Annotated in this window: 25 protein-coding genes; 12 read left to right on the forward strand and 13 right to left on the reverse strand. The window is 43.2% G+C overall.

Translation table 11 applies throughout. The features are described 5' to 3' along the window. Positions 1-26: 26 nt before the first annotated feature. Genes spoT through gmk form a run of 3 tightly spaced genes read right to left on the reverse strand, consistent with a single transcriptional unit; the run spans position 27 to position 3116 of the window. Positions 27-2141, reverse strand: coding sequence for a bifunctional GTP diphosphokinase/guanosine-3',5'-bis pyrophosphate 3'-pyrophosphohydrolase (spoT, locus tag Q4557_RS10090; RefSeq protein WP_303412455.1), 2115 nt, complete (start codon positions 2139-2141; stop codon positions 27-29). Between the two features lie 13 nt (positions 2142-2154). Beyond that, positions 2155-2433 carry a DNA-directed RNA polymerase subunit omega gene (rpoZ, locus tag Q4557_RS10095; protein WP_076538077.1) on the reverse strand — a complete coding sequence of 93 codons (279 nt, stop codon included), beginning with the start codon at positions 2431-2433 and terminating at the stop codon, positions 2155-2157. Between the two features lie 59 nt (positions 2434-2492). Continuing rightward, positions 2493-3116: a guanylate kinase gene (gene gmk / locus Q4557_RS10100; protein ID WP_076538074.1), complete on the reverse strand. Its 624-nt coding sequence runs from the start codon at positions 3114-3116 to the stop codon at positions 2493-2495. 354 nt (positions 3117-3470) lie between these two features. Here gmk and Q4557_RS10105 point away from each other — a divergent pair, with 354 nt between their 5' ends. The 3 genes from Q4557_RS10105 (at position 3471) to yjjG (ending at position 6685) form a co-directional block, all read left to right on the forward strand. Continuing rightward, positions 3471-4781: a hypothetical protein gene (locus Q4557_RS10105; RefSeq protein WP_303412458.1), complete on the forward strand. Its 1311-nt coding sequence runs from the start codon at positions 3471-3473 to the stop codon at positions 4779-4781. A gap of 91 nt (positions 4782-4872) precedes the next feature. Beyond that, positions 4873-5949, forward strand: coding sequence for a phosphotransferase enzyme family protein (locus Q4557_RS10110; RefSeq protein ID WP_303412523.1), 1077 nt, complete (start codon positions 4873-4875; stop codon positions 5947-5949). Between the two features lie 55 nt (positions 5950-6004). After that, positions 6005-6685, forward strand: a complete 681-nt coding sequence (gene yjjG, locus Q4557_RS10115; RefSeq protein ID WP_303412460.1) for a pyrimidine 5'-nucleotidase — start codon at positions 6005-6007, stop codon at positions 6683-6685. A 132-nt stretch (positions 6686-6817) separates the two neighbouring features. On the opposite strand, the gene Q4557_RS10120 is transcribed toward yjjG, so the two are convergent. Both Q4557_RS10120 and Q4557_RS10125 read right to left on the reverse strand, forming a co-directional pair. After that, positions 6818-7672, reverse strand: a complete 855-nt coding sequence (locus Q4557_RS10120; RefSeq protein ID WP_303412462.1) for a mechanosensitive ion channel family protein — start codon at positions 7670-7672, stop codon at positions 6818-6820. Between the two features lie 382 nt (positions 7673-8054). Then, on the reverse strand, positions 8055-8918 hold the full coding sequence (locus tag Q4557_RS10125; protein WP_102440189.1) for a YicC/YloC family endoribonuclease: 864 nt from the start codon (positions 8916-8918) through the stop codon (positions 8055-8057). A 304-nt stretch (positions 8919-9222) separates the two neighbouring features. Here Q4557_RS10125 and lgt point away from each other — a divergent pair, with 304 nt between their 5' ends. Then, positions 9223-10005: a prolipoprotein diacylglyceryl transferase gene (gene lgt / locus Q4557_RS10130; protein ID WP_102520343.1), complete on the forward strand. Its 783-nt coding sequence runs from the start codon at positions 9223-9225 to the stop codon at positions 10003-10005. A gap of 165 nt (positions 10006-10170) precedes the next feature. Here the strand turns inward: lgt and Q4557_RS10135 are convergent, their stop codons facing one another. Next, on the reverse strand, positions 10171-11235 hold the full coding sequence (locus tag Q4557_RS10135; protein WP_303412467.1) for a 2-dehydropantoate 2-reductase: 1065 nt from the start codon (positions 11233-11235) through the stop codon (positions 10171-10173). Between the two features lie 156 nt (positions 11236-11391). On the opposite strand from Q4557_RS10135, the gene rph reads away from it, so the two are divergent. Both rph and pyrE read left to right on the forward strand, forming a co-directional pair. After that, positions 11392-12105: a ribonuclease PH gene (rph, locus tag Q4557_RS10140; RefSeq protein WP_102440192.1), complete on the forward strand. Its 714-nt coding sequence runs from the start codon at positions 11392-11394 to the stop codon at positions 12103-12105. An 83-nt stretch (positions 12106-12188) separates the two neighbouring features. Then, a complete protein-coding gene (gene pyrE, locus Q4557_RS10145) occupies positions 12189-12830 on the forward strand; it encodes an orotate phosphoribosyltransferase (protein ID WP_303412469.1) in 642 nt (213 codons plus the stop codon). Between the two features lie 95 nt (positions 12831-12925). On the opposite strand, the gene folE is transcribed toward pyrE, so the two are convergent. The 5 genes from folE to coaBC all read right to left on the reverse strand — a co-directional run bounded on the left by folE (position 12926) and on the right by coaBC (position 18207). After that, complete coding sequence (folE, locus tag Q4557_RS10150; protein ID WP_303412471.1) at positions 12926-13579, reverse strand: GTP cyclohydrolase I FolE; 654 nt, start codon at positions 13577-13579, stop codon at positions 12926-12928. Between the two features lie 189 nt (positions 13580-13768). After that, positions 13769-15739 (reverse strand): S9 family peptidase, encoded by a 1971-nt coding sequence (locus tag Q4557_RS10155; protein ID WP_303412473.1) that lies wholly within the window; start codon positions 15737-15739, stop codon positions 13769-13771. Between the two features lie 185 nt (positions 15740-15924). Continuing rightward, positions 15925-16518: a nucleoid occlusion factor SlmA gene (gene slmA, locus Q4557_RS10160; RefSeq protein ID WP_076538032.1), complete on the reverse strand. Its 594-nt coding sequence runs from the start codon at positions 16516-16518 to the stop codon at positions 15925-15927. 34 nt (positions 16519-16552) lie between these two features. Then, positions 16553-17011 carry a dUTP diphosphatase gene (gene dut, locus Q4557_RS10165; RefSeq protein WP_076538029.1) on the reverse strand — a complete coding sequence of 153 codons (459 nt, stop codon included), beginning with the start codon at positions 17009-17011 and terminating at the stop codon, positions 16553-16555. After that, positions 17008-18207: a bifunctional phosphopantothenoylcysteine decarboxylase/phosphopantothenate--cysteine ligase CoaBC gene (coaBC, locus tag Q4557_RS10170; RefSeq protein ID WP_102476564.1), complete on the reverse strand. Its 1200-nt coding sequence runs from the start codon at positions 18205-18207 to the stop codon at positions 17008-17010. The genes dut and coaBC overlap by 4 nt, the downstream gene beginning before the upstream one ends. Before the next feature lie 226 nt (positions 18208-18433). On the opposite strand from coaBC, the gene radC reads away from it, so the two are divergent. From radC to Q4557_RS10195, 5 genes are all read left to right on the forward strand, one after another. Continuing rightward, a complete protein-coding gene (gene radC, locus Q4557_RS10175; protein WP_303412477.1) occupies positions 18434-19111 on the forward strand; it encodes a DNA repair protein RadC in 678 nt (225 codons plus the stop codon). 122 nt (positions 19112-19233) lie between these two features. Continuing rightward, positions 19234-19470 (forward strand): 50S ribosomal protein L28, encoded by a 237-nt coding sequence (gene rpmB / locus Q4557_RS10180; protein ID WP_055025225.1) that lies wholly within the window; start codon positions 19234-19236, stop codon positions 19468-19470. A gap of 6 nt (positions 19471-19476) precedes the next feature. After that, positions 19477-19650, forward strand: a complete 174-nt coding sequence (gene rpmG, locus Q4557_RS10185; RefSeq protein ID WP_011494790.1) for a 50S ribosomal protein L33 — start codon at positions 19477-19479, stop codon at positions 19648-19650. Between the two features lie 395 nt (positions 19651-20045). After that, positions 20046-21371: an amino-acid N-acetyltransferase gene (gene argA / locus Q4557_RS10190; protein WP_102440197.1), complete on the forward strand. Its 1326-nt coding sequence runs from the start codon at positions 20046-20048 to the stop codon at positions 21369-21371. 218 nt (positions 21372-21589) lie between these two features. Then, positions 21590-22114, forward strand: coding sequence for a PH domain-containing protein (locus tag Q4557_RS10195; RefSeq protein WP_102440198.1), 525 nt, complete (start codon positions 21590-21592; stop codon positions 22112-22114). Between the two features lie 14 nt (positions 22115-22128). Here Q4557_RS10195 and rarD read toward each other — a convergent pair whose 3' ends face one another. Together rarD and Q4557_RS10205 are read right to left on the reverse strand one after the other, a co-directional pair. Then, positions 22129-23025 (reverse strand): EamA family transporter RarD, encoded by an 897-nt coding sequence (gene rarD, locus Q4557_RS10200; protein WP_303412493.1) that lies wholly within the window; start codon positions 23023-23025, stop codon positions 22129-22131. A gap of 195 nt (positions 23026-23220) precedes the next feature. Continuing rightward, positions 23221-23685, reverse strand: a complete 465-nt coding sequence (locus Q4557_RS10205) for a thioesterase family protein (protein ID WP_102440200.1) — start codon at positions 23683-23685, stop codon at positions 23221-23223. Positions 23686-23841: 156 nt separating this feature from the next. On the opposite strand from Q4557_RS10205, the gene recQ reads away from it, so the two are divergent. Continuing rightward, positions 23842-25713 carry a DNA helicase RecQ gene (gene recQ, locus Q4557_RS10210; RefSeq protein WP_102440201.1) on the forward strand — a complete coding sequence of 624 codons (1872 nt, stop codon included), beginning with the start codon at positions 23842-23844 and terminating at the stop codon, positions 25711-25713. Positions 25714-26464: the final 751 nt, after the last annotated feature.

The following is a 26464-nucleotide window of genomic DNA, read 5'->3' on the forward strand; positions in this document are numbered from 1 at the left end:
GCAATGCAGAAGTCGTGATTGATTTATTAGCGGTTACGCGAGGTGCGCAGGACTTCAGGTAATACCCTAATGCGGCGCATAACATTGGCCAAATGAACACGGTCGTCGACTGAGATCCGCAGGTTAATGAGATAGACTCTGCCATCACGCTCTTCAGTGCTCAAGTTATGAATATTTGAGCCGGCGGCAGCAATAATACTGGTGATTTTTGCCAGTGCGCCTTGATGATTGACAATTTCAACTCGCAGATTGGCTTGATAGCTTTCACCTTCAACGTTATCCCAATGTACTGGGATATATTTGTCTGGCTCGCTTTGATAACCACGGATATTTGAGCAATTTTCCATGTGTACCACAAGGCCTTTGCCTGGGCTTACATGGGCGATGACAGCATCACCTGGAATTGGACGACAGCAATTTGCGAAGGTCACCAACATGCCTTCAGCGCCGCGAATTGGCATCAAGTGCTCTTCGGTTTCGCTATCTTCATTCTTAGTGGTGAGCTTGTGACCCATTAAGCGCTGGGCAACCACAATGCTCATGGCATTACCTAGGCCGATATCAGCCAATAACGATTCAAGATTGTCATGCTTAGTTTCAGCAATAACTTTTTTAAGCTGCTCTAAGGTGATGTCATCAAGCTTGTTTTCACCTAATGCGTGGTTCAGTAGCCGTTTGCCGAGCGCCACAGCATCGTCACTGGTTAAACTTTTCAAGACTTGACGAATTTTACCGCGGGCTTTACCTGTTACGACAAAGTTAAGCCATGCAGCATTAGGTCTTGCGCCTTTAGCTGTAATAATTTCAACGGTTTGGCCTGATATTAACGGCTGACTTAATGGATAAGCTTGACGGTTAACACGGGCGCCAACACAGGTGTTACCCACATCGGTATGGACTTCGTAAGCAAAGTCGACCGCTGTTGCATTCACCGGCAGCTCTAAAATACGGCCTTCTGGGGTGAATACGTATATTTCTTCAGGGAATAGCTCAGTTTTAACATTTTCCACAAACTCAAATGAGCTACTGGCGCTTTGTTGTAGCTCCAGCAAGCTTTGCATCCACTTATGGGCGCGAACTTGGGTGGTACTTTGTTGTGAACTACTGGTGCCGCTCTTATACATCCAATGAGCAGCAACCCCTTTGTCCGCCATCAGGTCCATTTCTTCAGTACGTATTTGTACTTCAACAGGAACCGCATGGGGGCCAAATAATGAGGTGTGCAATGATTGATAACCATTGGCTTTAGGAATGGCAATATAATCTTTAAAGCGACCGGGATGAGGCTTATAAAGACCATGCATGGCACCTAATACACGGTAACAGGTGTCAATGGAATCGACCATGACTCTGAAGGCATAAATGTCCATGACTTCTTGAAACTGCCGTTCTTTTTTACTCATTTTAAGGTAAATTGAGTAAAGGTTTTTCTCACGACCTTTGACCTTGCAGTTAATTCCAGCATCTTCAAGGCGAGAGGTTATGGCAGTTTCAATACTGTTAATCAGTTCTTTTCTATTACCACGGGCTGCTTTTACGACTTCTTTTAAAACGCGATATCGCATCGGATAATAGGCTTGAAAACCTAAATCTTCTAATTCGCTTTTGATATTGTGAATACCAAGACGATTAGCAATCGGTGCGTAAATCTCTAAGGTTTCACGGGCAATACGACGACGTTTGTCAGGACGTAATGCACCCAAAGTTCGCATGTTATGCGTTCTGTCAGCAAGTTTGATCAAAATAACGCGAATATCTTGCGTCATTGCCATCATCATCTTGCGGAAGTTTTCAGCTTGGGCTTCTTTTTTATCGCGGAACTTGATTTTTTCAAGTTTAGACACGCCTTCGACCAGTTCAGCCACGGTTACGCCAAATAGCTCAGTGAGTTCTTCTTTGGTAACTGGGGTATCTTCGATGGTGTCGTGAAGCAGTGCAGCCATTAACGTCTCGTGATCAAGACGCATATCTGCAACGATGCGGGCTACCGCAACGGGGTGGGTAATATAGGGCTCGCCACTTGTGCGCATTTGCCCTTCATGGGCATCACGCGCAACAATGTACGCCTGCTTGAGTAACTCTACTTGCGCTGGTTCTAAATAACCAGAGGCAGACTCCTTTAGACCTTCAAACAGATACAAGTGGCGCTACTCCTTAAAGTGAACGGCCTTCAGCAATTGCTGCAACAGCGGCAATTTCAGCTGCTTCGCGTTCACGTACAGTTTGACGCTCATCAGCGTCTAATGTGTTAGAGGTGACTAAACCTAATTCGATTTCGCGCAGGGCGATAACCGTTGGTTTATCATTCATCTCTTCAACCATTGGGTCTTTACCTTGCACAGCGATTTGGCGTGCACGACGCGCTGCAACCAGGATCATGTCAAAACGGTTGCCGATTTGTTGTACGGCGTCTTCTACAGTTACGCGAGCCATGTGGTGAAACTCCAGTGTTATCTATGGGAAAAAGTGACGCAAATTGTACTTAATGACAATTAGTCTGCCAACAGATCGTTAATCATACCATTATGAGTATGGATCTGACTAGCACAGGTTGATCTTTGGCTGCGAATGATCGCGCGCAGATCGTCTAGTGCGGTATCAAAGTCATCGTTTACAATAATATAATCAGCGTCTTTATAGTGTGACATCTCAGATACAGCCTCAGCCATACGTCCGTCAATCACGTCTTGGCTGTCTTGTCCTCGGCCAGTTAGGCGGCGTTCAAGCTCAGCTTTTGAAGGGGGTAATATAAATACCCCAACGGCTTCAGGCATTAGCTTTTTAACTTGCTCTGCGCCTTGCCAATCAATATCTAAAAAGACATCAATACCGTTGGCTAATGTTTGCTCAATGACCTTGCGGGATGTGCCGTAATAGTTACCAAACACTTCTGCCCATTCAAAAAAAGCTTCATCAGCGATGAGCGCTTTAAATTGTTCAACACTGGCAAAGTGATAATGTTGACCATTAACTTCACCAGGACGTGGTTGACGGGTAGTGTGTGATACAGACACTTGCATGTCGCTTGGCTTATCTTTTAATAAAGCAGAGATAAGCGAAGATTTACCGGCGCCACTTGGGGCAGACACAATAAATAGATTTCCTCTCGCGCTCATAGTGCAAATTCCAACCAGATTATTTTACAGGGCGAGTATTATACTCAAAGCATGGCAATTTGCGAGATTTGTGATGGAAAAAACTGCATAAATCTGTGGTTATTAGCGGCGATTTTTTTCTAACCTTAGTAATACATTGATTAGTTTAATGCATAGGCTTAAAGACCTAAGGCTATTTCATTTTGTCATATTCGTTAATAAAAAATGAACTGGCAATGTTAATGGCGCTAAATGGTTTGTGATTGATGTTTTTACAATTAATTTTGCGGCAAATGCAGTGGTTTCGCTGACTTTAGTGATGAAATTGTTTAGTCTGCTTATATAGTTTCTGTTTATTTATTATTGGGATTTCTTGTGTCATTTTCATCCTTATTTTGTCACCAAGGCCGAGATAACGGTCAAAGAGTGTTGGCTGTGCAATTATCTTGTTTGATTTTTGTATTAATCATCGCGCTGTTATTTGCTCATTCTGTTACCACTATTATTGCAGGGGTAGTGGCGCTGCCCATTAGTGCTTTAAGCAGCTTACGCCGTTTACGAGACGCAGCTAAGCCAAGCTCTTTGGTGGCAATCCCAACCTTGTTATTGTTATTTTTTAGCCTTTCTATTGCATTTAGTTTTCCTGTTGCTGTGTCAGTGACCATTTTTATTTTAGCGGCCATAGTGAGCGCTGGTTTTGCGTGGTTTTCAGCACCCAAGAGCAATAGCCGTAATCAAAACCGCAGAAATAATTTTTATGTTATGGGCTATCAAGGCCCACATGCTAAACCTGTTGCAGGCGCTCAGAGAGTAAGGCAGCGTCAAGAACCGACCATTGGACATGGCAATAACACCAGTCTTAGGGCTGAAAGCCCTGACGCTGCCAACGTTGATAGCGCAAACTCTGATATTGAAAGCTTTGATAACAACAGTTTTGATGACGAACTGGGCCATGAGCCTGGTTATCAGCACAAAACCGTTTATAAAGAGTCTGAGCTTAATCCGTTTAACCATTCTGCAAATAATGCAGCTGGATACAATAGCGAAACAGACGAGGCTAGGTATCAAGCTGATGAAAAGCCCAGCTACCGAGTTGACCGAGGCGCATTAGAGTCAGGTTCGATGACAGAATTACTTAAATCTTGGTTAGTGTGGGCGCAAGATAATAAAAAAATACTTATAATGGCGGCAAAAGCTATAGGGGTTATGTGTGCAATTGGCCTAGTTATCTATCTAATTAGCTTATTATTTACTGGCACAGAAAAAACCGAAATTGTACCTGTTGAAACCGCAGCCATTGAGCAACCATTAGCAAGCAATGAAACTGCGCGAGTAAAACTGCCTGATGGTTTTTGGCTTATCTTACAAGAAGATATTTTAGTGTTACGCTGGTTAGGTGATGAAGGTGATGCCCAGTCTATTTGGCGTTTAGATACAGCCCAAGGCGATAAACGCTGCGCCGAATTAGTCTTTAATGATGGCAGTAAATTTAGGCCCATTAGCGTTGATTTAATGGCAGATAGCGGCACCGAAGCGCGCTTTTCACCGCTGGATAATACCAAGCTCATCAACAATGTTGCCATGCGTGGTAGCTTCAAACTGTGTGGTTATAACTTTAGCCTGAAAGGCAGCCAAGCCACATTATCCTCTGAGCCTGCATTTGGCCAATTTATGAAAAGCTTATAAGAGCTTAAATCGCAGCACAACAGGTGACTAGTGTTGCCGGCTGCGATGGCTTAAACTGTTTGGCTTGCAAAGAAAAGATATGGAGTGTTGGGTGGTTGAGTTTATTAGGCAAACAATTTTGCCTTTATATGGAATTGCAGCATCAGATGTAACAAGTGCCACTATTGCGCCTTTGGGCAATGGTCATATTAACCAAACCTATTTGGTTAAGTGGCCAGCAGGGCAAATGGTGCTACAGCAAATTAATACCACAGTGTTCACCAAACCTGACGTGTTAATCGACAATGCTGCTAAAGTGAGTCATCACCTCATCCAAAAATCTACCTTGGGTGAATACCAGCTCGATGTTATTTCGCCTGTGGTTCTTAAAGATGGAAGTTTGTCGGTAAACCTTGGTGATAAAGGTTATTGGCGAGCCATTAGCTATTTAGCCAATAGCCATACAATTGAAGTGGTGACCAATCAAGATGAAGCCAAAATGGCCGCCAGCGCTTTTGGTCATTTTGCACATGCATTGAGTGATTTAGATGCTAATAGCTTACAAGATGTTATTCCTAACTTCTTAAACCTTCCTCTTCGTATCCAACAGCTTAAACAAGCGGTTGCTGATGATAAATCTCAGCGCTTAGCAGATTGTCAGCAATGGGTTGATTTAGTGTTATCGCAACAAGCCTTATTTGCTGAGCTCGCCCAAGTGGAGCAACAACTGCCACTTCGTATTTGCCATAACGACACAAAAATCAACAATATGCTGTTTGATAAGCGTGATATGTCTAGCATGGCAGTCATCGATATCGACACCTGCATGAAAGGCTACTTAATGTATGACTTTGGTGACATGGTACGGGCGTTTTGCTCACCTGAGGAAGAAGACTCTACAGCGCTGGATAAAGTCATTGCTCGCCCTGAGATTATTAAAGCAGCCACTCAAGCCTATACCGAGCAGTTATCTGCAATATTAACACCGCTGGAAAAACGCAGCCTGTGGTTAGGCATTAAAGTGATGGCGTTGATGCTAGGTTCGCGGTTTTTAACCGATCATTTAAATGGTGATGTGTACTTTGGTATTCATCGTGAGGGCCAGAACCTCGATCGCGCGGCAAACCAGTTAACCATATATAACAGCTTGGTTGCCCAAGAAGCGCAATTAGTGACGCTATTTGAATAATAACTAGGCTGTTTCAAATCATTTTCATAAACCAAAACGTCGATAAGGCTGAACCATGAAGTACCAATGGATATTGTTTGACGCCGATGAAACCCTGTTTGATTTTGATATATTTAGCGGCCTAAAGCTGATGTTTTCACACTTTGATATTGATTTTAACGCCAGTGATTTTGAATTTTATCAATCGGTAAACAAGCAGCTTTGGCTGGATTATCAACAAGGATTAATTGATGCCGCGCAGCTGCAACACACCCGCTTTTTACATTGGGCTGAAAAGCTCAATGTCACTACCAAGCAACTTAACAGTGATTTTTTAGCGGCCATGGCCGATATCTGTCAGCCATTACCGGGGGCGAAACAGCTGGTTGATAGCCTAAAAGGCAAAGCCAATTTAGGCATAATCACCAACGGCTTAACTGAGCTGCAAAATGTGCGCCTTGAACGCACCGGCTTTAAGTCGTCATTTGAGCATGTGGTGATTTCTGAAGAGTTTGGTAAAGCCAAACCCGATGTCAGTATTTTTGAGTATACCTTTAAGCTGATGGGTAACCCTGAAAAGCACAATATTTTGATGGTGGGCGATAACCTGCATTCAGATATTTTAGGCGGCGTTAATGCTGGGATTGATACCTGTTGGCTCAATCATCACGGTAAACAAACCGTCGATGGCATTACGCCAACGTTTGAAGTCAAAGACCTACAGCAACTACATGATGTACTGCATTCAGTGAGTTAGATAGCTCGATTTTTAGCATAAATAAAGTCACTCGATTGAGTGGCTTCTTTTTGGGTAAATCTTTAGCTCAAAGTATCAGCTCGAAGCATTATCCCTGAACATTAGCCCTGAACATTAGCCTAGCAGGTTAACTCAAGCACTCGTTTCAGCCGCTTTAGGAAACGCCTCATGATAGGCAATCATAAAGTCTTCTCGAATGTGTTGCTCTAAATGGGTTGCCCGTTCAGTGGGGCAAAAAATCATAATATGCACCATTTGCTCACCCGCAGGGCCGCTATGGATATGAATGTGTGGCTCAGGTCCTGGCAGGTCAACGCCAGCATGTCTTTCAATAATATTGTTGTAGCGAGTCGCAACTTCAAAAAAGTCTTCACAGTGGGCTTCAATCTTGCTGGTTAATGCAGGAAACAGCGGATACAGGTTTACAAACTCGACTACTGTAATATTAAAGCTATGGTAAACATAACGCTTCATGAAGTTGAGGTTTTTCACCGCATAACTAAAAAACATACTATTAGGGAAGGTGACCGTTTTACCGGTGTAATGGTACTGGCCATGGTGCAAGTCAATTTCTTGGATCACTGTCGCCATTAAATTATGTTCAATCACCTCGCCGCACAGTTTACCTACTTCAATCCAATCACCAATCACAAATGAGCGTGAACTCGCCCGCTGAATTGAGCCAGTAAAACACAGAATAATCTCTTTCGACGCCACCACAAAGGCAATGGCAATCGCGGTCACAGACAGCGCGAACTTATTGATTTCTGTCTGCCACAGTAAAAATAAAATCATCACGATTAAGATGAAAGTGCCGTTTTTAGTCCGCGACATCCACTTACGCTGCCCTTCGCTCACAAAAGCGATATCACCACGAATTTTAGACACCACAAAGCGTTTAAGCATCGACAGCAATAGGATGATTAATACGGTAACAAACAACTTATAGGTTGCTAAAAAATCAATGACGATAGTGAGTTGTTCCACAAAACCTTCTTAAATAACGATAACTTGGTGATAATTCAGCGATAAGACTCACTGTAACATAGCTAGTGATTAAGTCAGCTTTGACCAGTGTTTTATCTTCGATATTCGTGAATTAGCCTTTTTTATTAACAATAGAATGCACTTAAGGAAGCTGAAATGTATTGGAGTACCAGCTCATGAAGTATCCCTTAATGCGATATAACCTATGGGATAGTCATTAAGGGCTCAAGGCACCAAACAAGCAATCAAACTCACTATGGGTTAGTTTTACCTGTTGTAGCGTGTGAAACGAAGGTTGTTATAAGGCCTACAAACTTTACAAACTAAAATAGAAAGCCCAGCAATTCGCTGGGCTTAGTTTTATAAAACGCGTGTAAAATGCTTACTCAACGTTCTGAATTTGTTCTCTCATTTGCTCAATCAAGACTTTAAGTTCTACCGCTGCGGCGGTGACTTCTGCACTGATTGATTTAGACGCTAGGGTGTTAGATTCGCGGTTAAACTCTTGCATCATGAAATCTAAGCGGCGGCCTTGTGCGCCACCTTTTTTGAGGATTAAGCGCGTTTCTGCAACGTGTGCATCAAGGCGATCCATTTCTTCTGCGACATCCATCTTTTGTGCAAGTAGCACCATTTCTTGCTCCATACGAGCAGGATCAAGTTCGCCAGTGATTTCTGCTAAACGGTTGGTTAGCTTGTCACGTTGCCATTGCATCACGGCTGGCATGTGCTCGCGCACGATGGCCACTTGTTCAACAATTTGGTCTAGGCGGGTTTGCAACATAGTATTGATTGCTTCACCTTCACGGCCGCGAGCTTCGATAAATTGCGCTACAGCGCCATCAAAAGCCACCAGTAAGTCTTTATTGATGTCGCCCATGTCTTGCTCTGCGCCAGACATCACACCAGGCCAGCGTAGAATGTCGGCTAAGTTCAGTTCGCCATGGCTAGATTCTTTCTTTAACCATTCAGCGGCATTAAGTAGCTGCTTGGCCAAGTCTTGGTTTAGGCGCATTTCGCTGCTGCCAGACTCTGAAAGTTCATAACGTAAGTTGACCTCAACCTTGCCGCGGTTTAATCGCTTACGTAGGCGATCACGCAATACTGGCTCAAGGCTTCGCATTTGTTCTGGTAACCGTAAGTAGGTTTCCAAGTAACGTTGATTGACTGAGCGGATTTCCCACGAGGCTGTGCCCCATTCGGCTTTGTGCTCAATGCGAGCGTAGGCGGTCATACTTTGGATCATTGTGAACCCTGATTAATTAGCAACGTAAATAGTGTGTCGATTATAGTCTGCTGATTGTGAAGGTCAAAGCTTAGCAAGTTTTATCAACTGGCTTTTGAGCTATTTATACTGGTTAGTGTGCAACTTAAGCGGCTTTTATCAGTCACAGCATTGCGATTAAGGTACGAGTGTCGTCTACCTATCATGGAAATAGTCTACTGTGGTGACCATAGTCATCGAATTAAGCCGATGAATTGTTTATAGTAGCGGCAATTATTTGCTCACGCCTGCTGCGTGAGTGGTTGTTAATGTTTGGAGTAGTCAATTGGACCATTTTGTGTGGAATCTCGACCCAGTATTAATTTCATTTATGGGTTTACAAGTACATTGGTATGGGGCTTTGTTTGCGGTAGCCATTGCCAGTGGTTTTCAAGTTATGAAGCACATGTACAAAAAAGAAGGTTTAGATGTCGCATCGCTAGATAATCTACTGACTTATTGTGTGGTGGGGATTATTGTTGGCGCCCGTTTAGCGCACTGTTTTTTTTACGATCCAAGTTATTATTTTGCCAATCCAATGAAGATTTTGGCCATTTGGGAAGGCGGTTTAGCCAGCCATGGCGGTGGTTTAGGTGCCATTTTAGCGCTTTACTATTACAAGCGTAAAACCGATATGCCGTTTTTGTTTTTACTTGACCGCTTAGCCATTGCGACAGCGATATTTGGCTTTTTTGTACGGATGGCAAACTTTGCCAATTCAGAGATTTTAGGGCTACCGACCACTAAACCGTGGGGCATTATTTTCGAACGTATTGATATGCTGCCGCGCCATCCGGCGCAGTTATATGAGGCCATTAGCTATTTAGTTATCTTTATTGCTTTGTTTGCTGTGTATAAATTTACCAACTTAAAACAAAAGCACGGGGTTATTTTTGGACTGTTCTTGTGTAGCGTATTCAGCGCACGTTGGGCCATCGAAATGGTCAAGGTTAAGCAAGCCGCTTATGCCACAGATTGGACCATGAGTGCAGGGCAATTATTGAGTATTCCATTTTTAGTGGTAGGTGTGGCGCTGTTGGTGCTGCCTATGATTAAAAAGACTAAGTAGATTTAGCGAGACTATTTACGACTATTAATTGTTTTAAGGCGTTAAAAAGCCGAGTTGGTTGCTGCATGCAGTGATGAGCTCGGCTTTTTTGTATCTAGCTGAAAGCAATGCTAGCGGTATATCAGGGCTAACTTTCTGTAAGTGCTGGCGCTATATAGGTGCGAGTTAAGCTCGGATCATGCGGTAAATCTCATCGATACTGATTGTCTTGCCTTGCTCTAATTTTTTAATTCCTGCGACTATGGCGCTGTTTACTGGGGTTGCCACTTGGTGGTTGAGCCCAAGCTTTACGACTGCGCCATTTAGGTAATCAATTTCTGTGGGGCGCTGTGCGTGTATATCTTGCCACATCGATGAACGTGCGTGCGGGTCGATTGCCAACATGGGTTTTGCTATCAAGGTAAATAAGCTATCAGGTAGCGATAAAATCAGCGGTAGCAAGCGGGGTTTAACTTTGGTGAATTGGGCCAGTGGTAAGTGTGCTTGTTTGCAGACCTTAAGCCACTCTTGCATTGCCATGGCCAGCAGTTTTCGGGTTTTGCGCTGGCTTAATTGCTGCTTTATCGGTACATCACATATGGCGTTTAAGGCGTTATTGAGGTTGAGCAGTAATTTACCATTAATAATGGCCGCCATATCGGTTGCTAATGTGCAGCTGATATTTGCCTGTGCTTTGTTCATCGCGGTGTCAATGGCGTGAGTTTGCGGGCATGTTTCGAAGGTAAATACCCCTTCAGTGCCTTTATGAAAGCTGGCGTTGTCTTGCTGCAATACATTAAACGGGGTGATGCCCTGAAAGATTTGCCTTACTTGATTGCGGTTTTTAAAGGCTTGCTGAAGGATTTCAAGGCTACCTAGGCCATTTTGCATTAATACGATGGCGCTTTGCTGGGTTGATATTGCTAATAAGTCATCGATGATGCTGGTGAGTTGGTGGCATTTTAGGGTGACAAAGATGACATCGAATTGCGTTATTTGCTCATTATCGCCGCTATTATTATCACTTTTATTACGGCTCTTATTAACAGACTGGTTGATATCGGTCATCAGTGCATCTGGCATGACGCGTTGATCTAAGCCTTGATAGTCGGTAAGCCGAATACCGTTATTTTCAATAATGCTGTGTTTAATTCGTGGCCGGCAAATAACACTGACATCAAGCTTAGCGAGCTTGAGTTCGCCTGCTAAAAAACAGCCTGTTGAGCCGGCACCAAAGATGGCAATTTTCATGTGTCTCACATCATTTAAACAATATTTAATCCCTCAGTGTGCCGTTTTGTTAATAAAAATCCAATAAGGGTTTTGTTAAGCGTGGCATCCACTGAAACAAGTCACTATAATATGCTGCGAAATTAAGTCATCAATTCCACACAATAGGAAATGCATATGCGTCCAAGCGACAGAACACCTGCACAATCTCGTCCAGTTACGATTACTCGTCAATTTACAGCTCACGCTGAAGGTTCGGTGTTGGTTGAATTTGGTGACACAAAAGTTTTATGTACTGCCAGTTTTGAAGAAGGCGTACCACGTTTTCTTAAAGGCCAAGGCCAAGGCTGGGTAACTGCTGAATACGGTATGCTTCCGCGTTCGACTCATAGCCGTATGCAACGTGAAGCTGCTCGTGGCAAGCAGTCTGGTCGTACTCAAGAAATCCAACGCTTAATCGGCCGTTCATTACGTGCAGCTGTTGATATGAAAGCATTGGGTGAAAACACTATCGTTATCGATTGTGACGTGATTCAAGCTGACGGCGGAACACGTACTGCAGCGATTACTGGTGCTTGTGTTGCATTAGTTGACGCGCTGAACTGGGCTCGTGGTAAAGGTATTTTAAAAACTAACCCGCTTAAGTTCCTTATTGCTGCTGTTAGTGTTGGTATTTATAAAGGTGAGCCAATCTGCGATTTAGAATATATCGAAGATAGCGCTGCTGAAACTGACATGAACGTTGTTATGACAGAAACCGGTAAGATGATTGAGATCCAAGGTACTGCTGAAGGCGAGCCATTCAGTCATGAAGAGCTATTAAGCTTACTTGAGTTAGCCAAGCACGGCATCCGCGAAATCGTGGACATTCAGAAAGCGGCATTAAGCTAAAAATTGATTTGAATTAAGGGCCCATTAGGGCCCTTTTTTAAAATGTATTCTACAAAAAATGATAACAGTATAAAGGAGATAATGTGAAAGCATATCAACGTGAGTTTATTGAATTTGCGCTTGAGCGTCAGGTATTACGCTTTGGTGAGTTTACCCTGAAATCAGGCCGTACTAGCCCATACTTTTTTAATGCGGGTTTATTCAATACGGGTCGTGATTTAGCACGTCTTGGTCGCTTTTATGCTGCTGCATTAGTTGATTCTGGTATCGATTACGATTTAGTGTTTGGCCCTGCTTATAAGGGCATTCCAATTGCAACGACCACAGTGGTTGCCTTGTGCGATCATCACGATAAAGATGTGCCTTACTGCTTTAACCGTAAAGAAGCGAAAACCCATGGCGAAGGTGGCTCATTAGTGGGTAGCGAGCTTGCGGGTAAAGTGATGTTAGTGGATGATGTGATCACCGCGGGCACCGCAATTCGTGAATCGATGGAAATCATTGAAGCCCATGATGCAAGCCTTGCAGGCGTATTGATTGCCCTAGACAGACAAGAAAAAGGCAAAGGCGAGTTATCAGCTATTCAAGAAGTTGAGCGTGACTTTGGCTGTGACATCGTGTCTATCGTTAAGCTGTCTGACTTGATCAGCTACTTATCTGAAAAACCAGGTATGGAAAAAGAGCTAGCGTCAGTGAGTGCTTACCGCGAGCAATACGGTATTTAATCCGTCTTCACTTAAAGCTAAAAGCAGAAGCCAGTCATATGACTGGCTTTTTTGATTCTGTTGTTTGGCAATGCTACCAATTTATACCGAGCAAATTAGCACTTAGATTGATGTAAAAACTCAGCGCGGGTAGCAGGGTTTGATTTAAAAATCCCGCCTAATGCAGTGGTGGTGGTTGAGCTAGTTGAGTCCATAACGCCGCGAGATTTAACACAGTAATGCACCGCATCCATTTTTACCGCCACATCTTTGGTTTCAAGCAAGGTTTGCAGGGCAACCAGCACTTGCTGAGTCAGTCTTTCTTGTACTTGTGGACGCTGGGCAAAGAAGCGCACGATGCGGTTAATCTTCGACAGGCCAATAATCTTAGTACGGGGCAGATAAGCAACTGTAGCAAAGCCATCAATGGTCACTAAGTGATGCTCACAGGTGCTGGTGAGGCTGATGTCTTGAACTCGTACCATTTCATCAACGCCCATCTTATTATCGATGACAGTGATTTTAGGGAAGTTTTGGTAATCAAGGCCGGAGAAGATTTCATCGACATACATTTTGGCAATACGGCGTGGGGTGTCCATCAAGCTATCATCCGATAAATCCAGCGACATTAATGTCAGGATTTCTTTCATATGATGCTCAATTTTCTGCTTACGCTCTTCTGCTGTGTAAGTTTGAGGCAGCATTGGGGTTTCAAGCCCTTGTTCAGTTAGTGCTGCTTTAACTTTCAACGCGGCTTCACTTAGTGCCATCTTATCCTCCAACCACAGGGGTAATACTTAATGAGTGTATGCTAAAAATGACGTTAACGCTTTATGGGCAAGCGCTGCATCAAAGATCAGGGACGGGATAATAACGTGATTTAGGTCAAATTAATATTATTGAAATAAAAAAAGCCGACCTTTTTAGTCAAGTATCGGCTTTGGTGTGAGGCGACAAAATTACAACTTGAGATTATCTTTCAAAAAACTCAACATCTTATTGTAGTATTTGGCTCTATGTTCATCATTATAAAAGCCATGACCCTCATCATCCATGACTAGTTTTTGATAAGGGTATTTGTGCTGCTTTAAGCCTTTTTCTAATGACTCTAACTGCTCAATGGGTGCTCTCTCATCATTGCCGCCATGAACGAGTAATAAGCTGGCTTTAAGCTTATCGGTATTAAAGGCGGGTGACATGGCTTTAAGTTGTTGAGGGTTTTCCCCAAGCACATCTTTTAAATAGCTAGTGCCACTTCGAGATTCTTGTACATCACCTTCTTCAAACATCATTTCTAAATCGTAAACACCGGCAAAGCCAATGGCGCACTTGAATAAATCAGGCTCAATAATGGCACTTTGTAGGGCGCTGTAGCCGCCAAAACTGCCGCCCACAATACAAATGCGATCTTTATCTGCAAAACCTTGGTCAACTACATATTTGGTGCCATCAATGATGTCGTATTGAATCTCAGAGCCCCACTTTTGATAACCGTCTTGTTGAAATTGTCCACCAAAACCACCTGAACCTCGAAAGTTAACCTGTAATACCGCCATGCCTTGATTCGCCAGTAACTGATTTTGTGGGTCAAAGCCCCAATTGTCGCGGATATAATGTGGGCCGCCATGGGGGTTAACAATCAGAGGCAAATTTTTAGCTTCTTTGCCTGCGGGTAAGGTGAGGTAACCAGAAATCGTTTTGCCATCACGACTGGTGAAGCTGATAGGTTTCACTTCAGCCATGGCATCAGGGTCTAGCCAGCTTTTTTCAGATAAAAGATATTCAAGTTTGGTTTTTTCGGTATCAAATAAGTAGTAATCACCAGGGTTGCGGTCATTAAAGGCTTTAACTATCGAGAGTTTAGCATCGTTAGTTTCACTGACTATTTGGATTTGATGTCCAGGTAGTGATGCCAGCAATTGTTTAACTAGTTTGGAGTGGGGATCTTGTTTATCTACAAAGGCATAAGTTGGATATCCGCTATCGAATTCGACGGCATAAAGCTGTTTGGTTTTTTTATTAATCCAATAGTTGCTTGGGTCAACATCTTCATCTTGAACAACCAGTTGCTTTTCGCCGCTAGTTAAATCAATTTTATACACCCCCAAGGTGTGATTGTCTTCTCTGCCTGCGGCAAAAATGGTGTCAGGGTTATTGGCGAATGAAATGGGATAAAAATCAGTCAAACCAAGATTAAGCTTGCTACTGTTCAGCCAATCGCCTTCATGGCGATAAAATATTTGGGTTTTATTTTGACTATCGATACCTGCTACAAATTTTACTTCGCCTGTATGATTGGTTAAAAAGCTAGCTTTACCTATGGGAGAGGTAACGATTTTGCGTCTTTTACCAGTATAGAGATCGACACGATATACATCTTGAAGGCTATCATAACCTCTCGAAAGCGCACTGCTCCATGGTATCGCATTGACCAGCATGTGTTTATTGTTTTCTGGCATTGGATCAAGTATGAATGCAGTGGCATTAATAGCGGTGTTTTTCTTTATATGGGAACCGGTTTGTTGCTCGCCACTGTTATAGCCAAATAAGTATTTTTTGCGTGAGCCATCAGCGTTAATAGCAAATAATTCGCCATAATATTGTGGAATGTCGGACCAACCTTTTAAATAGACTTTTTGTAGCACAATACGTTCATGGTTTGCCCATACATAATTGCCGACTTCGGCATTACCTGGAAAGTTGAGCGCATTGAGCAGTTTTTTGGTTTTTGTTTCTAAAATAACTAAGGTTTTTTTGCCATTGTGGCTAGTTAATGCACTGAGGTAATCACCTTCTGGAGAAATTTTGACATCGCTAAACTCTGCCCCTTTACTGAAAAGGCTCGCATCAGATAATGATGCCGCATGAGATATTGAGGGAATAAAGGCCAGCAGACAGGCTGCAATAACAGCAGTGTGTTTCATAAACATCCTTGTTAATTTTTGTAGTGGTAATATTTATCGATAGCTATCGATAAACTAAACCTAAAGTACGACATTTAATTAACAAATACAATTTATTGGCAATAAAAAACGCACCGAAGTGCGTTTTAGATATGTTGTTGTTTTGTGTTAATTCAACGACCATAATAAGCGATATTAGCAATGCTAATAGGTTAGCTTCTCAACAGTTGCTGCTGAATAAACTGCCACTGTTCATCGAAGTGCTTAGTGGGCTTTTGTTTGAACTCACTACGCACAAACTGAGCGATTCTTCCTTCTGCTACTGCAAGCAGTAGGTTGGCAAGTATGGCTTCGTCGATATTAAAACCTTTGCCTTCACGTAAGGTTTTTTCACGCAGTATTTGCTTTATTTGGGTTTCAATTTTGGCAAACAGTGCGCTAATGCGGCTGCGTAAACGTTCATTTTCACCTAAAAGTGCATCACCATTGAGGACTCGTGAAATCCCCGGATTACGCTCTGAAAACACCAGTAATAGTTGCAGTACTAGCTCACAACGTTTCATGGTGTCTTTTTCTTCATCCATGATGATGTTTAAGCGCGATAATATTGCATCTTCAATAAACTCGATTAAGCCTTCAAACATTCTCGCTTTACTTGGGAAGTGGCGATATAACGCCGCTTCAGAAACACCAACTTCAGCTGCCAACTTAGCAGTGGTAATACGTTGACCAGGGCTGGTTTCCAGCATATGCGCAAGGCACTGTAAAATGTGCTCACGACGATTTATTTTTGGGCTAGCCGCCATTATTTATTCCTAGGATTGTGACTACTTGTAAAGGTTATTTGGTGCCAGAATGACCAAATCCGCCTTCACCACGTTCTGAGGTATCAAACTCATCGACTAAGGTAAACTGCGCCTGTACTACAGGCACAAAAACTAACTGCGCTAAACGATCGCCTATTTCGATGCTGTAGGCTTTATCGCTGCGGTTCCAGCAAGACACCATTAAGGGGCCTTGGTAGTCTGAATCAATTAAGCCGACTAAATTGCCTAATACGATGCCATGTTTATGACCTAAGCCTGAGCGAGGCAAGATCACGGCAGCTAAGCTTGGATCGGCAACATGTACAGCTATGCCAGTTGGGATTAATACGGTTTCACCTGGCTCGATAACCATAGTGGTATCAATCATGGCACGTAAGTCCATACCTGCACTGCCTGGGGTGGCATAAGCAGGTAAAGGAAACTCGCTGCCAATACGCGAGTCGAGAAGTTTAAGTTCTACAGGTGTTTTCATGATGTTTTAATCTTTGCTGCTATCAAAGTAAGTAATTGCGTTGCCAGTGTCAGTTTGTCTGTTGCGGGTAGTTTTTCACTACCGTCTTTCCAGAACACCTGCAGCGCATTGTTATCGGCGTTAAACCCTAGACCTGCAATTGATACGTCATTGGCAGCAATAAGATCTAATTTTTTGCGTTCAAGCTTGCCACGGGCATATTCTTCTACGTTATCGGTCTCTGCAGCAAAACCTACAGTGAAAGGTCGATTTTTTAGCGCTGAAACGCTGGCTAAGATATCAGGATTGCGAACGAGCGCAAGTTGCATATGCTCAGCCGACTTTTTGATTTTAGATTCAGCGACGGTGGCGATGCGGTAATCGGCCACTGCAGCGCAGCCGATAAAAATAGCTTGGTCTTCAATGTTTTCCATGACGGCATCTAACATCTGTTGTGCTGATTCGACATTGATGCGCTTAACGCCTGAAGGTGTGGCCAGATTAACAGGGCCGCTAATGAGGGTGACTTCAGCGCCCATTTGGGTTGCGGCTGCGGCTAATGAAAAGCCCATTTTACCTGAGCTATGGTTAGAGATGTATCGAACCGGATCGATTGCTTCACGGGTTGGGCCCGCAGTCAGGATCAATTTGTAACCGTTTAATGGTTTTTCAGCTGGGGCGAAATACTGCACCAGTTGCTCAGCAATGGCCAAGGGCTCTTGCATTCGACCTGGGCCGACTTCGCCACAAGCTTGATCGCCACTGGCAGGCCCCCAAACGGTGATGCCTTTACGTTTAATGTTGGCAAGGTTCTCTTGGGTTGCAAGGTTGCGATACATTTGCTGGTTCATGGCTGGGCAAACGATAATTGGCGCTTCAGTAGCAAGGCAGGTGGTGGTTAACAGTTCATCTGCCATACCTGCATTAATACGCGCAATGAGGTTAGCTGTCGCTGGTGCGACGATAACCACATCAGCCCATCTGGCGAGCTCAATATGTCCCATTGCGGCTTCAGCTGCTGGATCGAGTAAATCTGAGGCCACAGGATGACCTGATAGCGCTTGAATTGTCAGTGGGGTAATAAACTCCATGGCGCTTTGGCTCATGACCACACGAACATCAGCACCGCGCTCTTTAAGGCGGCGTATTAAGTCGGCACTTTTATAGGCAGCAATACCACCACCTATGCCTAGAAGGACTTTTTTATTTGTCAGCATGTTTTGCTCAATCCTGCTCATCGCGATATTGCGGCTAAGATATCACAATCTAAATAAGGATGATGATCCGAAATTAAAAATATAGACCATAATGATGTGCTAAGGGTCACAACAACTAAGGGTCACAACTCGCTATTTACAAAAAGTTATTGCTACCCACTATCTATAACTTACTCATACAAGTATGAGTGCCCCCATCACGGATGACATTAAACAAGGAGTGTTTATGGCGATTAAAGACTGGCCTAAAGGAGAAGGGCCAAGAGACAAATTATTACATTTAGGTGCAGGGCATTTATCGGATGCCGAGTTACTGGCGGTTTTACTGCGAAATGGCATAGCAGGTCAAAATGCGGTCGATCTTGCCCGAGATATGATTGGTCAGTTTGGCGGATTAAGGGCTTTATTTTGTGCACCGCGTAGTCAAGTTTGCCAATTGTCGGGTGTTGGGCCGGTAAAATATGCCCAATTACAGGCGGCATCGGAGATTTCTAAGCGAATTTCGCAAGAAAATCTGCGTAGAGGGCAAATTTTGGTAAATCCTGATTTAACTCGGGACTATTTAATGAGACAATTATCAGACCGATCCTATGAAGTGTTTGCATTACTATTGTTGGATAGCCAACATAGAGTGATTCAATTTGTAGAATTATTCCGCGGAACGATTAATTCTGCATCAGTCTACCCACGTGAAGTGGTGAGCTTGGTGTTGGAAAAAAAAGCTGCGGCAGTCATAGTGTGTCATAATCACCCGTCTGGCATTGCAGAGCCAAGTCAGGCAGATCGGCAAATTACTGACAGATTAAAAAAAGCCTTATCTACTATCGATGTTTCTCTTTTAGATCATATGGTTGTAGGCGATCAGGAGATAGTTTCTTTTGCTGAACGCGGGTGGATAAATTAAACAACGCTTGACCTTATTTTTGTTATCGTGTATAAAATGCGCCCTCTTTGTGCCTCGGGCGACGGCCACACGAGGCACATAAATGCTCGAGCGTTTTAAAATTGTTTTTGGAGAAGATTGACATGTCAAGAGTATGCCAAGTTACTGGCAAGAAGCCTATGGTTGGTAACAACCGTTCGCACGCTAAAAATTCGACTCGTCGTCGTTTTTTACCTAACCTACAAAACCACCGTTTTTGGTTAGAAGAAGAAAAACGCTTCGTGCAACTACGTGTATCTACCAAAGGTATCCGTATCATCGACAAAAAAGGTATTGAAGTTGTTGTTAAAGAACTTCGTGCCCGCGGCGAGAAGGTATAATAGAAAATGGCTAAATCTAAAGGTAATCGTGAGAAGATCAAATTAGTATCTAGTGCTAAAACTGGTCACTTCTACACTACTGAAAAAAATAAGCGTAACATGCCTGAAAAAATGGAAATCAAGAAATTTGATCCAGTTATTCGCCAGCACGTTATGTACAAAGAAGCTAAAATCAAGTAATTGATTTTGTTCTTTTAAAAAAGTCCCTTTATGGGGCTTTTTTTTTGCCTGTCAAAAATGTAATCCAGATCTCCGCGTTATCAATTTCAATCAGTTATGCTTTTCTCTTGCTTTATAAACAACGCCTTACAGTGATAGAGGTCGTTACGCTTATTTTGTCTTCATTATTCACTTATTGACGCTATATTGCCGCCTTATGCATAAACGCCATTTGAACTATTTGGCGGTTATGTGAGCTTATTTACTGCTTTATAGGCACTATTTATGGTCTAAAACTATTACTAATGCGATAAAATGCTTTTAAAGTGAATTTAAATGCAATATTATTGCGTAATTATATTTGTTGGTGGTTTTGTCACTGACTGTTCTGATTGATTATTTGTTTAGGGGTTAATGTGCCTTTAAGAACCACAGAGCTGGTTGATGGTTTCCGCCATTCAGCGCCATACGTTAATGTTCATCGCGGAAAAACCTTTGTTGTCATGCTTGGCGGCGAAGCCCTGCTGCATAATCAATTTAGAGGCATCTTAAACGATGTCGCCTTGTTGCACTCCTTAGGGATTAAAGTGGTGTTGGTCTACGGCGCAAGGCCGCAAATTGATAGCGCCATGCACAGTGCGGGTATTGAACCGAGTTATCACAACGGCGTGCGCATTACTGATGAAGACTCATTAAAAGTGATTAAACAAGTTGCAGGCTCAGTGCAATTTGATATTACAGCAAGGCTGTCAATGAGCCTTGGCAACACCCCAATGCAAAATGCACAAATCAACCTTGTCAGTGGCAACTTTGTTATTGCTCAGCCTTTGGGAGTCGATGACGGGGTGGATTTTTGCCTAACGGGCAAAGTGCGCCGTATTGATACTCAAGGTATTGAACGCCAGCTGGAAAAAAATTGTATTGTATTGATGGGGCCTATTGCGGTTTCTGTCACTGGCGAATGTTTTAACTTAACCGCCGAAGAAGTGGCCACCAAAGTGGCTATAAAGCTTAAAGCCGACAAAATTATTGGTTTTAGTAATACCCACGGCATTTTGGGCAAAGACGGCGAGGTGATTGCTGAGCTGATGCCAAATGGTGCGCAGTCCATCTTGGATGAAATGCAAACGGCGGGTAAATCCTGTGTGGGCACCATGGCATTTTTAAAGGCCAGTATTGATGCTTGTCGTAATGGCATTCCACGTTGTCACTTGGTGAGCTACCTTGAAGATGGCACTTTGCTACAAGAGTTGTTCTCCCGTGAAGGTATTGGTACCCAAATTGTTACTGAAAGCGCTGAGCGCTTAAGACGCGCCACCATTGGCGATATCGGTGGAGTATTAGACCTTATTCGCCCATTAGAGGAGCAAGGGGTGCTAGTGCGCCGCTCCCGTGAGCAGCTGGAAATGGAAATTGAGCAGTTTATGTTGATTGAGCGCGATAGCTTAGTCATTGGCTGCGCGGCGTTATATCCCTTTGAAGAAGACAATGCCGGTGAGTTTGCCTGTTTAGTGGTGCATCAAGACTATCGTGATGCTGACAGAGGCAGTGTGTTGCTGAACAATATTATTGGCCAAGCACGGGTTCGAGGTTATTCGAAACTGTTTGCCTTAACCACCCGCAGTATTCATTGGTTCTTGGAGTTCGGCTTTAATATTGTTGATGTTGAACAGCTGCCTAACGCAAAAAAGAAGCTGTATAACTTCCAACGCAATTCAAAAGTTCTGGCGTTGGACTTGTAAGCTGTATTGCGATTGTGCCGTTATAGCAATGCCACCGTGGAGGTTACTTTACGGTGGCATTTTTGTGTATTTCAGATGTTAACTCATCATGGTTACTGATTTTTAGGCAAGATTTGGGGTGATAAAACTATGCCGGTCAGCATGTTATGAAGATTATGATAATATTGAAAAATGAATAAAGATGTATCCTTATAAAAACACATCACTAAGTAGGAAAAATGACTGAAATAGCATTAGCAGGATTAAGCAGTCACGGCATGTTCAATTTTGTCGGGGTGCTGGTTGGGTTAGTAGGGCTAACGGCGCTGATTTGGGTAAAGAAATTACCGAGCACTGCGTTGTATGTTAGCTACGGGATTATTTTATTCCTGTTTATGCTGTTCTCATGGACCCTGTATCAAACCAATAATAGCCAGTTGACGCTAAAGCCTGACAATAAGCCTTTGACGTTATCGATCCCCCTTTACAGTCAGGATTTCAACACGGATGAATTACTTTGGCAGCAAGTGAGAGTAGTGGACTTAACAACTGAATTAGAATTAACGCCACAGTGGCGTACAAACGGCATAGGCATTGCCGGATACTCACTAGGATGGTTTACCCTTAAAAACGGCGATAAGGCGCTGGTGTCACTCACAAGGGACGATGCCTTGCTACTGCCAACCACTAGAGGCTATGTAATGCTAGTAACCCTAGAGGATAACGAGGCCGCAATGAAAGCCATTGCGGCAATGAAGCATTGAAAAGGCGATAGCTATTAGCTTTGCTTTAAACGGTGACGGCGCTGCAGCGCCATATCAGCGGTAAACAACACTAATGCACTCCAAATAAAGCCAAATGTGACCCCTTTTTCAATATCAAAAGGCTCTTTGAATAAAAATATTGCCAACATGAACATGATACTTGGGCCAATATACTGGAAAAAACCTAGCATGGATAATGGGATACGAATGGCTGCCCCTGCAAAGCACAATAGTGGAATGGTGGTAACAATACCTGCGGCCACTAAGGTTAAGTTCATTCCAATATCGTTAGTGAGCATATTTGCCGATGCGGTATCAAGCGTTAGGGCTAAATAAGCTAATGCCACAGGCAGTAAAATAGCGGTTTCAACCAATAAACCCGCTTTAGCATCAATGTTGACTTTTTTACGTAATAAACCATAAAAACCAAATGATGCTGCCAGCGCTAAAGACACCAATGGGATAGAGCCAAAGGAGATGAGCTGGATGAGCACCCCGATACAGGCAAGCGCCACCGCAAACCACTGTAATTTTCGTAACCGCTCAGATAAAAATACCATTCCAAGCAATACGTTAAATAGTGGATTAATGAAATAACCTAAACTGGCATCGAGCATGTGGCCGTTGTTGATCGCCCAAATGAAAATCAGCCAATTAAGTGCAATCAGTACCGAGGTCAGCGCCAACACCAGTAATTGTTTTGGCTTTTTCAATAACAGTGTTAGGCGTGAAAATCCGCCAATAAACTGCATTAAAATGATGATAAAGATAAAGGACCACACCACGCGGTGAGCCAAGATTTCGAAGGCTGACACATCAGCCAGTAATTTAAAATACAGTGGTGCTATGCCCCATAAGCAATAAGCACAAATGGCGAGGATAATGCCTTTACGTGTTTCAATATCTTGCATGAATTTCCACAAACAACTGACAAAGAGAGGGCGATTGTAGGTTGCCTTTGCCGATCTCTCAAGCTAATAGCTGGATCATTTTTCAATAAGATCCACTAATTAGCCTCAGCATTATCGCAGTTGGTATAAAGCGGCAAGCTAAGATGTTTTAAGTTTATGTTTATGTTCGTTTTTTATGGATTTAGTCCTAATGAGTTAACCCACCATATAGGTCCCAGTACCGAAGGCGATATGGGTACCTTGTTCGTTATGTAATTCCATGCGACAGACTGACACCCGATTGCCTGAACGAATGACGCAACCAGTGCCAGTAAATATTTCTCCACGTCCAGGGCGCAAAAAATCAACCCGCATATCAATAGTGCCTAAGGTGGTTAGACGTTGTTGTAATTGCTCCAAGGTCCAGTCGTCTCTGCTTGATACTAAGCCGGCAAAACAGGTCAGCCCGCCAACTACATCGAGCAAGGTTGCCGTCACTCCGCCGTGTAAAATATTTTGATGAATATTACCAATAAGCTCAGGCTTCATTTTTATCACCACTTCGACACCATTTTCGTCATAGCGCTTTATCTCTAAGCCGAGTAAATTATGAAATGGCACATGTTGGTCAAATATTTCAGCGACTTGCTTTAATGCTTGTAGTTGGACATCCGTAGTCATATGCAGCCTAATTTCTATCGTTATTATTGTAGAGCATTTAATCTAGCCTAATCCCTTTGGTAAAATCAATGCTGCATATTTGAGCTGTTGCGGTTTGTGTGCAGACATCTTCGCCTCAGTGCTTTAAAATGCTGCATCTGATCTCAAGCCCTATTAATGGATAATCTTATTTCTAGCCCAGTCGAGTCTCAAGTTCCAGCGCAAGCGATTGTCTCAGCAACCCCAGTTGTGGAAGATGTGCTTGGACAGCAATTACAGCAAATCTTTGGTTATCGTGACTTTCGCGAAGGTCAGCGTGAGATCATTGAGCAGACCTTAAGTGGCCAAGATACCCTAGTGATTATGCCAACCGGTGGCGGTAAGAGTATGTGTTATCAGTTGCCAGCATTGATCCTCCCGGGATTAACCATTGTGGTCTCGCCGCTGATTTCGTTAATGAAAGATCAAGTTGATAGCTTGACTCAGTCAGGTGTTGCCGCCGCATATTTGAATTCCTCTTTACCCCGCGATGAAACCGTTGAGATTTTAAAACGCTTACACAAAGGCGAAATTAAACTGCTTTATGTATCACCAGAGCGTTTGCTGCGGCCTGACTTTATCGAGCGGATGCATGAGTTACAAATCTCACTGTTTGCCATTGATGAGGCTCACTGTATTAGTCAATGGGGTCATGATTTTAGACCTGAATATGCCGCCCTTGGCCAACTGAAACAGTTGTTCCCGTATGTGCCACTGATGGCGTTAACCGCGACGGCCGATCAGGCCACCCGTGAAAGTATTTGTCAGCGCCTTCAAATCAGTCCTTTTTGTTTACTCTCCAGTTTTGACCGTCCCAATATTCGCTATACCGTGGTTGAAAAACTTAATGCAGCTAATCAGCTCAAACAGTTTTTACAATTGCAAAAGGGCAGTAATGGCATCATTTATTGTAGTAGCCGTAGGCGAGTCGATGAAGTTGCCGATCGCTTAAAACTGCAAGGCTTTAGTGCAGCGGCGTATCATGCGGGGATGACCCAAGAAGAGCGTGGCGCGATTCAAGATAAGTTTTTAAAAGACAAAATCGATATTGTGGTCGCCACTGTGGCATTTGGTATGGGGATTAACAAATCCAACGTCCGCTTTGTGGTGCATTACGATATCCCCAAAAGTGTAGAGTCTTATTATCAAGAAACAGGCCGTGCCGGCCGTGATGGTTTAGATGCCGAAGCTTATATGTTGTTTGATCCTGCCGATATAGGCCGCGTTAAGCACTTGATTGAGCAATCAGAACCTGGCCCACAGCAAGACGTTGAATTACATAAAATGAATACCATGGCAGCCTTTGCTGAAGCGCAAACCTGCCGTCGACAAGTATTACTGCATTACTTTGATGAAAGTGGCTCAAAACCTTGTGGTAACTGTGATATTTGTCTCGACCCTCCTAAGCGTTATGATGGCAGCGAAGATGCCAAAAAAGTGCTGTCGTGCATTTTTAGACTCAATCAATATTTCGGTGTTAACCAAGTCATTGATGTACTGCGGGGCTCAAAAGCCGCCAACGTGATGGATCGCGGCCATAACAAGCTGTCCACTTGGGGCATTGGTAAAGATCACAGTCATGAATATTGGCTCAGTGTGATTAGGCAACTTATTCATTTAGGTTTAGCGAGCCAAGATATTACTCGCGGCTCTTCAGTAAAGCTAAATGAATCAGCACGACCAATATTACGCGGGGAAGCCAGCTTACAGCTAGCTGAACCTCGCATTCAATTAGTGACTACTAAGCGCCGCACCAGTTCATCACGTGCACCGCAGCAATATGATCGTAAATTGTTTGCCAGGCTCAAGCTACTGCGCCGTGAACTGGCTGAAAAACATGATGTGCCACCATACTTGGTGTTCAATGATGCCACCTTAGCGGAAATGGCGGCGATGGTGCCCACCAGTGCCGGTGAAATGCTGGCAGTAAATGGTGTCGGTGAGCGAAAGCTAAGTCGCTTCGGCGGTGATTTTCTTGATGAAATTAGTCAGTATTTGATTGAGAATTAACTCACTCGCCTTCAAGGCTATGTTAATTGCTTTAGCTTAACCTGCTTATCTGCAGCATTGGCGGTGACTACTTAGCCGCTAATGCTGGTTCTAGTTCCTTATAAACACTCCTACCTAATCATTTGATGGCTTTGATTGCTCTAGTCTGTTTGCATTTTAAAACAAGCATGTCATGGTTTATCTTCCTCGCTTAGCCTCGTAAAGAGCTAAGCTTCTTTGTGCTTAGATATAACTAAAGCCTTCCTTTAAACAGATTAATATTAGAAATTTCAAATCCATTTTTTTGCATATTAATAAAGTCAAAAATAAACGATAAATTACGTGTAAACAGCAGTGTACGGGCATGTGGGGATTTATTTGTGCTTAAAAGCGATGAGTAAATCAGGCTTTTAAGCTGCAGTGTTGCACAAAAGATGAATAAATTGGGGTTGACACAGCCAGCTGGTCAGGATAAAAAGTGGGTATAGATAAATTAATCGCAGAATAATTAGTTAAATAAAATGAATATTTATAGTGGTAACATTTTACTGGGTCTCCTTCTTCTCTTACGCAATATTTGCGCGGAGTCCTTTGTGTTACAAGCTAAATAAGTTTACTAGTATTCACAAACCCCGCGCTAATAGCCGCGGGGTTTTTTGTTTCTGCCTCTGATTGATTTATATAACAAACAAAAAAGTCTAATGAACTAAATGAGCAAAGCACTCAAATCCATTAGCAAAGCGAACAAACTTTAACGTGAATAACCAGGTTC

The sequence above is a fragment of the Shewanella sp. 5_MG-2023 genome (assembly GCF_030547465.1).
Taxonomy (GTDB): Bacteria; Pseudomonadota; Gammaproteobacteria; order Enterobacterales; family Shewanellaceae; genus Shewanella.